This window comes from Citrobacter sp. KTE151, from assembly GCF_000398845.1.
Lineage (GTDB): Bacteria > Pseudomonadota > Gammaproteobacteria > Enterobacterales > Enterobacteriaceae > Citrobacter > Citrobacter braakii.
On the sequence record NZ_KB976064.1, the window covers coordinates 823701 to 838699 of the forward strand.

The following is a 14999-nucleotide window of genomic DNA, read 5'->3' on the forward strand; positions in this document are numbered from 1 at the left end:
TTCCTGCAGCCGTTTCTGCAGCCAGTATACTCATTACCACCACGCGTGGAAATGATGCACCGGACCAATTCCCTCACCAACTTCCAGGGTGTCGGCCTGCGCCAATGCCGCTGAAAGCCACAACTTAGCTTCCTGCACTGTCTGTGCCCAGTTGTTATGGCGCGGACGCAGCGCCGCCAGTGCCGCCGATAGCGTACAGCCAGTACCGTGGGTATTTTTGGTCATCACCCTTGGCGCGGTAAAACGCTGCTCGCCATCACGGGTAAAGAGCCAGTCGGGGCTTTGCGCATCCTCCAGATGACCGCCTTTCATCAACACCGCCTCACAACCCAGCGCCCGCAGCGCCCTTCCCTGCTCTAACATCTCCTGCTCAGTCTGCGCATGGGGAGCCCCGAGCAGCGCCGCAGCTTCGGGTAAATTTGGGGTGATAATCGAAACCTGCGGTAGCAAATGGGTACGCAGCGTTTCAACCGCCGAAGGAGACAGCAACGGATCGCCGCTTTTCGCCAGCATCACGGTATCCAGCACGACATTTTGCACCCGATGGCGACGCAAACGTTCGGCGACCGCTTCAACAATATCCGTTTCCGCCAGCATACCGATTTTAGTGGTGTCGATACGCACATCACTGAACACCGAATCCAGTTGTGCGGCGACAAAGTCAGGTTCAATGCGATACACCGACTGCACCCCGCGCGTATTTTGCGCCACCAACGCCGTGATAACCGAGCAGCCGTAAGCGCCAAGCGCCGAGAACGTTTTTAAATCGGCCTGAATACCCGCACCACCGCTTGGATCGGTTCCGGCAATCGTTAATGCGTTAATCCGTTTCATAGTTGCTCCTGCGCGTTCAGGTTATAGAGGGCGTCGATAAATGCCGGGACAAAACTGCCCGGTCCGGTTGATTGTTGAGTGGCTATTTGTCCGGCCTGTTTCATCCAGCTACAGGCGGAGGCGACGTTATCAAGCCGCTCACCGTGCAGGGCGCAACTGGCCGCAACGACCGCCGACAGCGCGCATCCGGTGCCCACCACGCGCGTCATCAACGGGTCACCCCCGTTCACGCAGACGGTACGCTGACCATCGGTGACATAGTCAATTTCGCCGGTAACCACGACAATGGTCCTAACCTGACGAGCCAGTGCCTGCGCTGCGGGAAGCGCAGCGGCTGCTGTATCGGTCGTATCCACGCCGCGTCCCCCGCCGTTCATACCCGCCAGAGCCAGTATTTCCGAAGCGTTGCCGCGGATAGCTGCAGGCTGTAGCGCCAACAAATCCAGACAGAAGCGACGACGAAACTCCAGCGCCCCCACGGCAACGGGATCGAGCGTCCACGGGGTTTTAGCAAGTTGTGCCCGCTCAACTGCGGCGCGCATCGCCGTAGCCCGTTCCCGGGTTAAGGTGCCGACGTTAACCAGTAATGCACTGGCAATAGACGCGAACTGACTGGCTTCCTCGGGCTCGATTACCATTGCAGGTGATGCGCCCAGCGCCAGCAGTGTATTGGCCGTAAAGCTTTGCACGACCTCGTTGGTCATGCAGTGTGTGAGAGGGGAAAGCGTTCTAAATTGGTGTAAGGTGTGAGCCGCGAGTGTGCGGCTGTGCAGGTCAGGCTGCATGGTTCAGCTCCTGCCCGCGCGAAGAAGGGACACGAGCAGTGTCAGACTTCCCTACGCTGGCATTATCCAGATCAGGTGGTACGGGTATTTCTCAGCCTTCACCAGGAAGGGCACCCCGAGTCGTTGAAACACAAGTTTCGGTAACAGAATACTGCCTACGCTTGATGATGTAAATTAGCGCAGCACCATGGCCCTCCACGAAATTACGGGGTAAGGTTGCAGCTATTCTGTACATTCATTTACACTTTTTACGAAATGACTGGCGTGAACACAAAAAAGTTCTTGTCAGATGCCCTATAAGCCAGGAATGATACACGACTGATGTTGATGACCCGAACAGGTAAAGAGGATGGGTATGAAGAATAAAATGTTGCTGGGTGCACTCCTGCTTGCAAGCAGCGTCGTCTGGGCCGCGCCGGCCGCAACAGCTGCTCCCACCGGAATTGATAAGTATGAGTTGAGCGGTTTCATCGCCGACTTTACCCATTTTAAACCTGGTGACACGGTCCCACCGCTGTACCGTACTGACGAATATGCGATTAAGCAATGGAACCAACGCAACCTGCCAGCCCCTACCGCCGGTACCCACTGGACCTACATGGGTGGTGCGTACGTCCTAATCAATGATGCTGACGGTAAGATCATTAAAGCCTACGACGGCGAGATTTTTTATCATCGTTAATAGAAAAAACACGTACTTTCAGCAAGAAAGTACGTGAAATACCCGCAAATCAATTAGTCATAAGATACTGCAAATATCACTTTACTTTGTACTTCACCAGGCAGTAATGATTCCCCTGTCACGCGAACATATTTCGCAGCAATAGGGAAAGTGTACTGATTACTGATTGCTTCCAGTTTGGTCATTCTGTTCATCAGATTATCCCCCTGTTTTAGGGGAGAAGTCGCGGTGCCATTATATATCTGGAACCCCACCCCTTTGGCGCCATTCGCTATCGTGTTTTTTAGTATTTTCCCGCTTTCATCCCAGTCACCACGCACCACTTTAAAAGTGACGGGATTGGTGGTAACGTTATATATACTTTCGCAATTCAATACCAGATTTGTGGAACCCGATTTGGTATTATTAACCGTGAGCATCTCATTTAATGTGGTATCTGGCATTTTAATTTCGTAGCGGGGTAATGAAAACTGACACGTGGTGGGTTTATGCGTTACTGTAAAGCTTAAATACTGTGTAAAAGCTGAGTTACTCGATAAACGTCCGGTAACCCAGCAATAAAGATAAGCTAACCAGTTTGAAGTACAAGAATTATCAGAGGTAATACTTACTGCCGGGTCGCTCAGACTAAACGCATCACCGGATACTGTCTGCTTAATAGTCCCTGAATTTACATATCTTGCTGAGATGGTGAAACTTTTGGTATCCAGTACTTCGCCGGCACTAACCATTTTCTTACCAATACTTACTGGAAAATCATTGCTGGTCAGATTGATATTAATTAAAACCTTCTTGCCGCTGCTCCCCTGAATTGCAACAATGTAATCCTTGAGCGGTGTTGTATAATATAAGCTATCACTGTTAGCTGTACACACTATGTTGCCACTGGAACTGAGATTAATTTGATTTGTTGCTGTTCCAGATGCCATATCCAGATTAATTGTCGTTAACCCGCCATTTTTTGTCTGAAATGTACACCCGGCATCAGCACCAAAGGATGACAGCAGCAAAAATATCAAAAATACGTATCCTTTCATATCTTGCATCCTTATCGGCAAATATAGACTTTATTCTCATCAATCACCCTATCGAAGGTAATTGTACAGAACTGTCCCTGCTGTTTATTAACTGCAACACGTACCGACGCGGGAATGTCGTTGGTGCGAATAAATAACCGACTACCCTGCCCCACCAGACCCACATTATTACCGATATCATCTTCCACTTCATAACCGAAAGATAACGGAGAGCCGTCCGGACGCTCGGCAAGAAAGTACCAGGGTTTGCGCCGATCGGTTTCAAACTCCGTCATCACGACCGCACCGCGATAGGGTACTGTACCTTTTCGATTGCCCAGTAATGCCACATCGCTATTAGTGTCGGAAAGATCCAGCATCAGCATATTTTCACGGTACGGCGTCAGACTGTCGTAAACCGCGTAACCTTTACTGTTGGTCGTTAGGTAACGATGCCCTTGCACAGCCGCCCCCTGTAACCCAGGCGCTTTAACAATGGCGAATGTATCTGAAAGCCGGGGAGTCAAAGCCACGCCCTCAGACCACACCACGATCCCCCCCTGAATATTGCCGCTGGCCTGTTGATACTTATTCGATTGGCTGTAACTACTGCCTACAGTCGCCACTGGCGCGCGCCAGACCATGCTAACGCCCACCGTTGTCTCGTTCCCCTGTCGTTGCTGACTGAGGTTGGCACCATAGCTGAATTGATCGCGATGACCCGTCACCCCGCTTAAGCTGGTGTTATTCGACTGAAAGCCGTCATTATCAAACGTCGTGGAATTAGAGACGAACAGATCGCGTCGAGGAGTGGAAATACCGTCCCCCCACGAGAACGGGATGGAGATATACAGGTTAAAACGCTTATCCTCGTGGTTATCCTCATCGTACGTTTGGCTCACGGCAACGGTATAGCTAACTCGCTGCCAGGCGTTAGAGTAGCTAAGCTGATAATCTTTGCCGTTTCCACTGCGTTGCCAATAGTCGCGCCACAGGCCACTGACCGCCAGGGATCCCCAGTTTTCGGGTAACGCTTGATTTATATTCAGTGAAAAACTGTTCTTGCGGCCAAAGTCGTTTTGATAGTAGTCCGCAATGTCATAAACATCGTTTTTATCGCGATTATAGTTATTTTTATTATTCGCCCACACGTAGTCATTAAAGGTACGATAATCCCGCGAGGAATAACGATAAGCTGCAAGTGCAAACTGCGTACCGGTCTGCGTGACATATTTGTTCCATGCAACCTGATAGCTCTGACCATCAAAAACATCACCATTATCCTGCTCGCTATGCGATCGCGTGGCGTCTACCGATACTGCGCCAATGGGGGTATTCCAGCCAGTCCCAAGCACAAATGAAGAATAGTTTTGCGACAGCATTGTACCGCCATAGACCGTTAGCAGATTGTTCAGACCATACTGATAACTCCCTTGCAGGAAATCATACTGATTGCCAGCCCCTTCAATATGGCTTCGCCCTGCAGCGAAATCATATTTCGATACGCCCGACTGCAGCATATTTGGCACAGATGAAAAAGGCACCAGATAATGAGATATCGAACCGTTAGCCTCTTTCACACTGACATCTAAATCCGAACCACCGCCAGCGAGTTGTAGATCATCAATAGCAAATGGGCCTGGTGGTACTTCTTTCTGGTAAATAACAAAACCATTTTGTTCGATGGTTACCAGGGCGTTGCTCTGGGCAATCCCACGAACTACAGGGGTAAAATTCTGTTTTGAGTTTGGTAACATTTGCATATCGCGCCAGATACGCACACCACGAAAACGTACGGCATCAAAAATATCTGCCCCGGTATACATGTCACCGGCGCGCAATGTACCAAGAATCGACGGCACACCACGTTCCACATATAACGTGTTGCTCTTCCATTTGCCGTTGCCCTCGTTACCTTTCGTATAGTTGTCACTTGAATGCAACTGCCACCCCAGCAGGTTCAACCCGCTATTCAGGTTCACATAGCTGCTTTTATCATCACCACCGTGTTTATAATTACTGTAATACTGGCTGGCGTAATAAGAGGTATAAAAAGCGTTTACCCCGCGATCCCAGGTTTCAGGCGGCATATATCCTGGTTCATATTCAATCACATACGCCTGAGGTACGCTTAAATTTAGAATAAACTCCCCAATGTCATAACTAACACTGCCGCCCTGCACTGCTGCACGCAGCGGCACGCAGCCTTCTTGTTTATCCGTTTTAATGTTCCCGGTGCGAATACCAATTTGCTGCAATTGTGCCCAGGACAGACATGTCAGTTCGGGATCGTCTTTAATATCAATATCGTACCGACCACGCCACTTATTATTAAGATAAACATCCATTTCATATATACCGGGCATTGGCTTATCGCCATCAATTTGATAGCGAGAGATTTTCTCACCATTCAAACCGCCGATCATAAAGTGGGTATCAAACGTGTCTTCTTCAGCCCATACGGATGAAGCAGCCAAAACCGACAGGATTGACAGTGTAATAGAATTTATCGTTGACATAATCAATCCTTGACTATCTTTCCGTTTTTATTTTTTCACTTAAGTAGTTTCCGTGATCATCAATAAGAGTAACCTTGTAATGATTAACGACAGCAGTGGTGACGACCTTTTTATCTGACCACGGAGCAAGTAACACTGTCTCGCTGTTTATTTTTGAATTACCCACTAGTTCAGGAATAGTAATCCAGTTGGCAGAATTATTTTTGATATTAATGCCACCGCTGACATCTCTGACGCTTAAGCGAGAAAAGCTTTTTTCATCTACACCGGCGATACCCTGCGGGCGATATATAAATTTGATGCGATTCTGCATAGCAAATTTAATCATGTTCTTACCTTCTGATTCCGCAGAATTAGGAGGAATATCTAACACATTCAGAAAAAAAAGACTTTCACGATCTTCCGGTAGCGTATTTGCCAATTGCTTAATTTTCAGTTGTTGACCAGAGCCTCCGCTGACCTTTGCCACCGGAGGGCTCATTACAAATGGCACGTGGATTTTTTCGGGTGGCAGACTGGTATCTCCGTCATCTATCCAGGATTGAACCAGCGAGCTGCGACTGCCTTCATTCATTAACTGCACGGTGATTTCTTGTTTCTGTGCCGGATAAATGACACGGGTGCCGTAAATGTATATGCCGCCCCACGCAGGCATTACTGTACCGGCCAGTAAAAACACGAGTATTTTTTTCATTATAATTATCCTTACTGCGGAAATAATCGGCGGCCGGAGCCGCCGACAAACAGGATAGTCATCTTAATCAGTAACAACAGTCATCGTCAGCGAAGAGGCCACATCACCAGCGGAGACATCGGCAGAACCAATTTTCGCGTAGCGTGCGCTAAAGTTCAGAGTATATTTATTGTCCGCAGTTTTAGTTAACTCAATACCTGTATCGGGGTTAACCTGTTTAGTAAAATCATCACCATAGTAAACGGTGAAGCCAGCGCCATTATTTGCTGCGGTATTTCGTGTAATATATTTATTTTTGCTGTCAAATTGGGAACTGGAGAAAGTAATTTTTGGCGCTTTACTTCCTGTACATTCAACAGTCAATGGCACGGTGGTTTTATTTGAGTATCCTTCATAAACACCACCAGCACTTAAGGCATTTAATCTGTCAGCACCAATTTGGTTCATACCAATGGTCGCAGTGGTATCCCCTGTAAATTTACAGGTGGTCCCTACTACCTTACCAGTAATAATCAGTTCACCCTGATCAGAATCAGCAGCAAAAGCCCCAGCGCTCATAACTACAGCGGACAGAACAGCAGCGGAAATAATTGAACGTTTCATCGTATATTCCTTAATGAATTAACTTCTATTGGTTAAGAGGACTTAACCCGTGAAATTAAATTCGCACACCAGAAACGTTACCGCAATGTAAATGCGTTGTTTTATTGATTTAAAACAAATTGCAAAGCGCAATATAATAGAAACAAATCAGTCGATTTTTTTATTCTTTTAAATTAATAAATTTACGAGATTAACTGTCGGAATGGAATTCTTCAGAGAAATGTTCAGCCACGCATCATTCACAATAATAATACATGACTGATAAAAGACGTTTAATCGTAACGCGTCATCACAATTTGTCGCGTAGCGTCACCGGTGATAGTAACAATTTCAGTTACCGCACCTTTTGTTGGATTGGAAACTCCCGCTCTGACGTTTGAAAAGGAAATGGCATTGCCACAGCGTTGCTGCACTTCGTTATTTACAACATCAGCGCTACAGGTGGGTTCAGTTACCCGACCATTGATATTCAGGGTGGCAGTATCTGTGGCGAAAGCAGAAGCGCTCATTCCATAAGCCAAAGTAATAACTCCCAAGAATAAATTTTTTTTCATTACGTTCATTATTCCTGTATCGGTTGGGAAACAGCACACAAGCCGTCTTTCCAGTAGATTATGGATTAACTGCCTCGCTAAGACTAATTGAGATTGTAGATTAATTCGACCAATTTGATCAATTTAAATGATGCATTGAGGGTGTTTATTCAGAAAAAGACATGAATTATACAGTCCGGATAAATAATTGAGTGAGATTTTTCAACCAATATATTCACCGCATCAATGCATTATTGATACGGTGAATCTTTTTAACGCTATTAATTACACCGCGCGGAAAGCAATTTCACCCGGGATCACTTCCCCTTGCCAGTAGAGCTGGGCAGCGACACGTCCTGCCAGGTCACGGTAAATGGCGGTAAATTCGCTGTCAGGACGGCTGATGACCGTCGGCGTACCACGATCCAGGTCTTCACGCAGAGAAATATGCAGCGGCATCTGTCCCAGCAGTTGGGTGTGATACTGCTCAGCCAGTTTCTGCGCGCCACCGGTGCCGAAGATTGGCTCGTGATGACCGCAGTTGCTGCAAATATGCATACTCATATTCTCAACAATACCCAGCACTGGCACTTCGACTTTTTCGAACATCACGATGCCTTTTTTCGCATCGATCAGCGCGATGTCCTGCGGAGTGGTCACCACAACCGCACCCGTGACCGGAATGTTTTGCGCCAGCGTCAACTGGATATCACCCGTACCTGGCGGCATATCCAGTACCAGGTAATCAAGATCCGGCCATAAGGTTTCTTGCAGCATCTGCAGCAGGGCTTTGCTGGCCATCGGGCCACGCCACACCATCGCATTATCGTCAGTAACCAGATAACCAATAGAGTTTGTCGCCAGGCCGTGAGACATGATCGGCGCCATGTGGGTACCGTCTGGTGAGGTTGGACGTTGGTTCTCCGCACCGAGCATCGTCGGGATTGACGGGCCATAAATATCGGCGTCCAGTATCCCTACCTTCGCCCCTTCTGCAGCCAGCGCCAGCGCCAGGTTCACGGCAGTTGAGGATTTACCCACACCACCTTTTCCCGAACTGACGGCGATGATGTTTTTTACACCATTAATGCCCGGCTGGTTTTTCACGCGTTTCAGCGTCGCAATGTTATGCGACAGTTTCCAGTCGATCGCTTTCGCACCAGTAATACGCAGCAGATCGGCGCTACATTGCTCTTTTAAGTCCTCAAACGCGCTCTGCCAGACAAACGGCATGACCAGCTCAACGTGCAACGTGTCATCCATCCAGGCGACGTGGTGCAACGCTTTAAGCGTCGTCAGATTATGCTTCAGGGTTGAATGCTGAAAATTCGCCAGCGTCCCGGCAACCATCGCGCGCAGGGTCTCTGGTGATTTGGCCTGGGATTGTGCGTTCATCCCGACTCCTTTTTGTTGTTCTGAAAATACAATAGTCACCAGGTAGTTTACTCCAACCGCAACAATTATTCATTTACGGATAAATGCCCTTATCGCTTGGCGCAGTAATTACCATTTTGGTACTATCAAAGCCCTTTTCACTACAAAAGAAGTAATTGCCCACTATGACTCAAGTCGCGAAGAAAATTCTGGTAACGTGCGCGCTGCCGTACGCCAACGGCTCTATCCACCTCGGCCATATGCTGGAGCACATCCAGGCTGATGTCTGGGTCCGTTACCAGCGAATGCGCGGCCACCAGGTTAACTTCATCTGCGCGGACGACGCACACGGTACGCCAATCATGCTGAAAGCACAGCAGCTTGGGATCACGCCAGAGCAGATGATCGGTGAAATGAGTCAGGAGCATCAGACTGATTTTGCGGGTTTTGACATCAGCTATGACAACTACCACTCTACGCACAGCGAAGAGAACCGTGAGCTGTCTGAGCTGATTTACACGCGCCTGAAGGAGAACGGTTTTATTAAGAACCGTACTATCTCCCAGCTTTACGATCCGGAAAAAGGCATGTTCCTGCCGGACCGTTTCGTTAAAGGCACCTGCCCGAAATGTAAATCTCCGGATCAGTATGGCGATAACTGTGAAGTTTGCGGCGCAACCTACAGCCCGACCGAACTTATCGAGCCGAAATCCGTCGTTTCTGGCGCGACGCCGGTAATGCGCGACTCTGAACACTTCTTCTTTGACCTGCCATCATTCAGCGAGATGCTGCAGGCCTGGACACGCAGCGGCGCGTTGCAGGAGCAGGTCGCCAACAAAATGCAGGAATGGTTCGAATCCGGCCTGCAGCAGTGGGATATTTCCCGCGATGCCCCATACTTTGGTTTTGAAATCCCGGATGCGCCAGGCAAGTACTTCTATGTCTGGCTTGATGCACCAATTGGCTATATGGGTTCGTTCAAAAACCTGTGCGATAAGCGCGGCGACACGACCAGTTTTGATGAGTATTGGAAGAAAGATTCCGACGCAGAGCTGTATCACTTCATCGGTAAAGACATCGTCTACTTCCATAGCCTGTTCTGGCCGGCGATGCTGGAAGGCAGCAACTTCCGTAAGCCGACCAACCTGTTCGTACACGGTTATGTGACGGTAAACGGTGCGAAGATGTCCAAATCTCGCGGTACCTTCATTAAGGCCAGCACCTGGCTGAAGCACTTTGACGCCGACAGCCTGCGCTACTACTACACGGCGAAGCTTTCTTCACGCATTGATGATATCGACCTGAACCTGGAAGACTTCGTTCAGCGTGTAAACGCCGATATCGTCAACAAAGTAGTCAACCTGGCATCACGTAACGCAGGCTTTATCAGCAAGCGTTTTGACGGCGTACTGGCGGCTGAACTGGCCGACCCGGCGTTGTATAAAACCTTCACTGACGCTGCTGCGGTGATTGGCGAAGCATGGGAAAGCCGTGAATTTGGTAAAGCTATCCGTGAAATCATGGCGCTGGCCGATGTGGCAAACCGCTACGTTGACGAACAGGCTCCGTGGGTCGTTGCTAAACAGGAAGGCCGCGATGCCGACCTGCAGGCGATCTGCTCCATGGGTATCAACCTGTTCCGCGTCCTGATGACTTACCTGAAACCGGTTCTGCCAACGCTTGCTGAACGTGTAGAAGCTTTCCTGAACAGCGAGCTGAGCTGGGATGCCATTAATCAACCGCTGCTCGGTCACAAGGTCAACACCTTTAAGGCGCTCTACAATCGCATCGACATGAAACAAGTTGAAGCGCTGGTGGAAGCGTCGAAAGAAGAAGTGAAGGCCGCTGCCGCACCGGTAACCGGCCCGCTGGCGGATGACCCAATTCAGGAAACCATTACCTTTGACGATTTCGCCAAAGTTGACCTGCGCGTGGCATTGATTGAAAACGCCGAGTTTGTGGAAGGTTCTGACAAACTGCTGCGTCTGACGCTGGATCTCGGCGGCGAGAAGCGTAACGTCTTCTCAGGTATTCGTTCTGCCTATCCGGATCCGCAGACCCTGGTTGGACGTCAGACCATTATGGTTGCTAACCTGGCTCCTCGTAAGATGCGCTTCGGCATTTCTGAAGGGATGGTCATGGCGGCAGGTCCTGGCGGGAAAGATATCTTCCTGTTAAGCCCGGACGAAGGCGCAAAACCTGGCCAACAGGTGAAATAAATCAGACATCTCGAGCGCTGCAACTGCAGCGCTTTTTTTTTGCTGAAGGATTTACCTTTAATCTTAAACACACTCCCCCACTCCATTTTCGGACTGCTTAGCCATCGCTATTAAATTTATTCTATACTGCTCTGCTATTAAGGCCGCCCGGCCCCATAATATTCATTAGAATTATTATTTAGCTTTCGATATTCATAAAATGGAGTTTTACATGACAGCGTTACAAAAATTAGTTTCTCTCGCCGTGGCATCGGTTGTGGTTTTTTCTCTGGCGGGTTGTGGTGATAAAGAAGAGACGAAAACATTCAATGCCAATCTTAACGGTTCGGATATCACCGTCTCTTACACCTATAAAGGTGACAAAGTTCTGAAACAAAGCTCCGAAAGTAAAATCAGCTATGCGTCTGTCGGCGCCAGCAATAAAGAGGAAGCCGCAAAAGTATTCGACGCGTTAAGCGCCAAATATCAAAATATTGCAGGCGTAGAAGAAAAGCTCACCTATACAGAGACCTACGCGCAGGAAAATGTCACTATCGATATGGAAAAAGTCGATATAAAAGCGTTACAGGCAATTTCCGGGATGAAGCTTTCTGAGAAAGCCGATAAAAATATCAGCATGAAGCAAATGCAAACGGTAATGGAATCGGCGGGTTTTAAAGAAGTGAAATAACATCCTGGCGACCCGATATTCATCGTGGTCGCCAGCGTCGTTTTACGCTTTCGTTTTGTGCACTCGCGACGTCAAACCCCGCAGGAAATAACGCAAAAACTGATCGCCGCATTCGCGATAGTTCTTATGATCCGGCGCGCGCATCATGGCGGTTATTTCCGGCATCGACACACGAAACTTCTGCTCGGTCATAATGGCCAAAATATCATCGGTTTTCAGCGAAAAGGCGATACGCAGCTTTTTCAGCACCGTATTGTTGTTAACACGACGCTCAAGCGCCAGTTCCGGCGCAGAATCGTCTTTTCCACGCAGATGATAAATCAGACCGTTTAAAAATCCGGAGAGAATGATATCCGGGCAGCGAATAAACCCGGCTTCATCTTCTTTTGTCATCCAGGTATCAAAACCTGCGGAGGTGGATTCCATGTCAGCAAGCGCAAGAATACGCACCATGTCGTTATTGTTCGCTTTCAGGGTGTAGCGCAGGCTACGAAGAATATCGTTACTTAGCATAGAGCCTTCAACTGTCGGTGATGCAATGGCGCGCAGTGTATCAGTTTTACAGTCCAATCGCCTCTTTTAGACTTTTAAGATAACGGCGACTTACCGGAACTGTCAGCCCGTTGCGTAAAATCAGTTCGGCCTGACCGTTTTCTTCCAGACGGATCTCCCGCAATTGCGCCATATTCACCAGATACTGCCGATGGCAGCGCAGCAAAGGTGTACGGCTTTCCAGCGTTCTGAGCGTCAGTTCGGTGAAACCTTCTTTACCATCGCTGCTGGTCACATACACGCCGCTCATGCGGCTGCTGATAAACGCCACGTCATCCATTTGCAGCAGATAGATTCGGCTGTGGCCGCTGCACGGAATAAACTTCAGCGCCTGCTGATTCTCCGGCAGTAGCGATACATCCTGCTTCGTGCGCTCCTGACGCAAACGGCTCAGCGTTTTTTCCAGTCGCGCCTCTTCAATCGGTTTGAGAAGATAATCAAACGCGTGTTCTTCAAAAGCTTTCACCGCATATTCATCAAACGCAGTAAGGAAAACAATATACGGACGATGCTCAGGATCAAGCATGCCAACCATTTCCAGACCGCTGATACGCGGCATCTGAATATCAAGGAACAGGACATCCGGACGCAGTTTATGTACCGCGCCGATGGCTTCCACCGCATTCGAACATTCGCCGACGATCTCGATGTCGCTTTGCGCCTGCAACAGGATCCGCAGATTCTCCCGCGCTAACGGTTCGTCATCGACAATCAGCACTTTGATCATGCCAGTTCCTCCAGAGGAAGTCGTAAAGTGATTCGGGTAAAGCGGTCAGGTTCACACGCTACGCTGATGCCAAAATCGTCGCCAAACCGCTCGCGCAGTCGTTTATCAACCAGATTCATACCCAATCCGCTGGCCTCAGACGTTGGCTGATACAACCCGGCGTTATCTTCAATATCCAGCATCAGATACTGCCCTTCGCGGCGGGCGGTAATCGACACTTCGCCGGTATCCAGTAGCTGAGAGGTACCGTGTTTAATGGCATTCTCCACAATCGGTTGTAGGGTAAAGGCAGGTAATTGCTGATACGAAAGCGCATCTGGCACCGTCAAAGTCACCTGCAGGCGCGACTGAAATCGCGCCTTTTCAATTTGCAGATAGGCATTAACGTGCTCAATTTCATCAGCCAGCGTCACAATCTCCGACGGACGTTTTAAGTTTTTGCGAAAGAACGTCGACAGGTACTGCACCAGTTGGCTGGCCTGCTCGCTATCGCGTCGGATCACGGCTTTGATGGTGTTGAGCGCATTAAACAAAAAATGGGGGTTCACCTGTGCATGCAGGAGTTTGATTTCCGACTGCGTGAGCATCGCTTTTTGCCGCTCATACTGCCCGGCCAGAATCTGCGCCGAAAGCAGTTGGGCGATCCCTTCCCCCAGCGTGCGGTTGATCGAGCTAAAGAGGCGGTTTTTGGCTTCATACAGTTTGATGGTCCCCATCACCCGCTGGTTTTCCCCCCGCAAAGGGATCACCAGCGTCGAGCCTAATTTGCATTGCGGGTGCAAAGAGCAGCGGTAAGGGACTTCATTCCCATCGGCATACACCACCTCTCCGGTTTCTATCGCCCGTTGGGTGTACGACGACGAAATAGGTTTTCCGGGTAGATGGTGATCGTCACCAATGCCGGTAAATGCCAGCAGCTTCTCGCGGTCGGTAATTGCCACAGCACCGATATCCAGCTCTTCATACAGCACCTGAGCGACCTTCATGCTGTTAACCTCGTTAAACCCCTGGCGCAAAATACCCTCCGTTGAGGCGGCAACTTTGAGCGCAGTGGCGGAAAAAGCAGAGGTATATTTTTCAAACATCGCCCGTTTATCGAGCAAAATACGCATAAATAAGGCTGCGCCCACGGTATTCGTCACCATCATCGGCGCGGCGATATTACTGACCAGCCGAAACGCATCGTCAAACGGCCGGGCGATTAACAAGATGATCAGCATCTGCACCAGTTCGGCGACAAAAGTAATGGCACCCGCGGTCAGTGGACTAAAGACTTTATCGGTACGGCCACGACGGGTGAGCACGCTGTGCACCAGCCCGCCGAGCAAACCTTCGACAATGGTCGAAATCATGCAACTGAGCGCCGTCATTCCGCCCATTGAATAACGATGTAAGCCACCGGTTAGACCGACCAAACCGCCGACCACTGGGCCGCCAAGCAGCCCACCCATCACCGCGCCGATAGCACGGGTATTAGCAATAGAATCATCAATGTGCAGCCCGAAATAGGTGCCCAAAATACAGAAAATGGAAAAGGTAACGTAGCAAAGCAGCTTGTGCGGGAGCCGGATCGTGACCTGCATCAGCGGGATAAACAAACGCGTTTTGCTCATGAGCCACGCGATAACGAGAAACACACACATCTGCTGAAGCAGCAGCAACACCAGATTAAACTCGTACATACCTGCCAACCACACATCACTTAAAAGCGCGTAACATACATGGGCTGCGCGTAACTTTCTTTGAAGTGTTGCAAAAAAAAAGGAATTTGTGAGAACGATCACTCGAAAG

Annotated in this window: 14 protein-coding genes and 1 riboswitch; of the genes, 3 read left to right on the forward strand and 11 right to left on the reverse strand. The window is 49.2% G+C overall.

From position 1 onward, the window contains the following. Positions 1–33: 33 nt before the first annotated feature. A complete protein-coding gene (gene thiD / locus WC7_RS10740; protein ID WP_016153678.1) occupies positions 34–834 on the reverse strand; it encodes a bifunctional hydroxymethylpyrimidine kinase/phosphomethylpyrimidine kinase in 801 nt (266 codons plus the stop codon). After that, complete coding sequence (gene thiM / locus WC7_RS10735) at positions 831–1619, reverse strand: hydroxyethylthiazole kinase (RefSeq protein ID WP_016153679.1); 789 nt, start codon at positions 1617–1619, stop codon at positions 831–833. Before thiM ends, thiD begins: the two co-directional genes overlap by 4 nt. Before the next feature lie 31 nt (positions 1620–1650). Next, a riboswitch (TPP riboswitch) is annotated at positions 1651–1747 on the reverse strand. A 221-nt stretch (positions 1748–1968) separates the two neighbouring features. Here thiM and WC7_RS10730 point away from each other — a divergent pair. Continuing rightward, on the forward strand, positions 1969–2301 hold the full coding sequence (locus WC7_RS10730) for an RcnB family protein (protein WP_019077205.1): 333 nt from the start codon (positions 1969–1971) through the stop codon (positions 2299–2301). Between the two features lie 53 nt (positions 2302–2354). On the opposite strand, the gene WC7_RS10725 is transcribed toward WC7_RS10730, so the two are convergent. The 6 genes from WC7_RS10725 to apbC all read right to left on the reverse strand — a co-directional run bounded on the left by WC7_RS10725 (position 2355) and on the right by apbC (position 9061). Continuing rightward, positions 2355–3338 (reverse strand): fimbrial protein, encoded by a 984-nt coding sequence (locus tag WC7_RS10725; RefSeq protein WP_016153681.1) that lies wholly within the window; start codon positions 3336–3338, stop codon positions 2355–2357. Positions 3339–3349: 11 nt separating this feature from the next. Further along, positions 3350–5836 carry a fimbrial biogenesis outer membrane usher protein gene (locus tag WC7_RS10720; protein ID WP_016153682.1) on the reverse strand — a complete coding sequence of 829 codons (2487 nt, stop codon included), beginning with the start codon at positions 5834–5836 and terminating at the stop codon, positions 3350–3352. A gap of 13 nt (positions 5837–5849) precedes the next feature. Continuing rightward, entirely contained in the window at positions 5850–6530 is a 681-nt protein-coding gene (locus WC7_RS10715) for a fimbrial assembly chaperone (RefSeq protein ID WP_016153683.1), read from the reverse strand. Between the two features lie 63 nt (positions 6531–6593). Next, positions 6594–7133, reverse strand: a complete 540-nt coding sequence (gene yehD / locus WC7_RS10710; protein WP_016153684.1) for a fimbrial protein YehD — start codon at positions 7131–7133, stop codon at positions 6594–6596. 272 nt (positions 7134–7405) lie between these two features. Next, positions 7406–7687: a DUF2574 family protein gene (locus WC7_RS10705; protein WP_016153685.1), complete on the reverse strand. Its 282-nt coding sequence runs from the start codon at positions 7685–7687 to the stop codon at positions 7406–7408. A 264-nt stretch (positions 7688–7951) separates the two neighbouring features. Beyond that, positions 7952–9061, reverse strand: a complete 1110-nt coding sequence (gene apbC / locus WC7_RS10700) for an iron-sulfur cluster carrier protein ApbC (protein ID WP_016153686.1) — start codon at positions 9059–9061, stop codon at positions 7952–7954. Between the two features lie 164 nt (positions 9062–9225). Between apbC and metG the strand changes: the two genes are divergently transcribed. Both metG and WC7_RS10690 read left to right on the forward strand, forming a co-directional pair. After that, entirely contained in the window at positions 9226–11259 is a 2034-nt protein-coding gene (metG, locus tag WC7_RS10695; RefSeq protein WP_016153687.1) for a methionine--tRNA ligase, read from the forward strand. Between the two features lie 211 nt (positions 11260–11470). Further along, positions 11471–11929: a YehR family lipoprotein gene (locus WC7_RS10690; protein WP_016153688.1), complete on the forward strand. Its 459-nt coding sequence runs from the start codon at positions 11471–11473 to the stop codon at positions 11927–11929. Positions 11930–11971: 42 nt separating this feature from the next. Here WC7_RS10690 and WC7_RS10685 read toward each other — a convergent pair whose 3' ends face one another. Genes WC7_RS10685 through WC7_RS10675 form a run of 3 tightly spaced genes read right to left on the reverse strand, consistent with a single transcriptional unit; the run spans position 11972 to position 14890 of the window. Beyond that, positions 11972–12442, reverse strand: a complete 471-nt coding sequence (locus WC7_RS10685; protein ID WP_016153689.1) for a YehS family protein — start codon at positions 12440–12442, stop codon at positions 11972–11974. A gap of 46 nt (positions 12443–12488) precedes the next feature. Further along, the gene (gene btsR, locus WC7_RS10680; protein WP_016153690.1) at positions 12489–13208 is read right to left on the reverse strand and encodes a two-component system response regulator BtsR; all 720 of its coding nucleotides are present in this window, start codon (positions 13206–13208) and stop codon (positions 12489–12491) included. Further along, on the reverse strand, positions 13205–14890 hold the full coding sequence (locus tag WC7_RS10675) for a sensor histidine kinase (RefSeq protein ID WP_016153691.1): 1686 nt from the start codon (positions 14888–14890) through the stop codon (positions 13205–13207). The genes btsR and WC7_RS10675 overlap by 4 nt, the downstream gene beginning before the upstream one ends. Between the last annotated feature and the right edge of the window lie 109 nt (positions 14891–14999).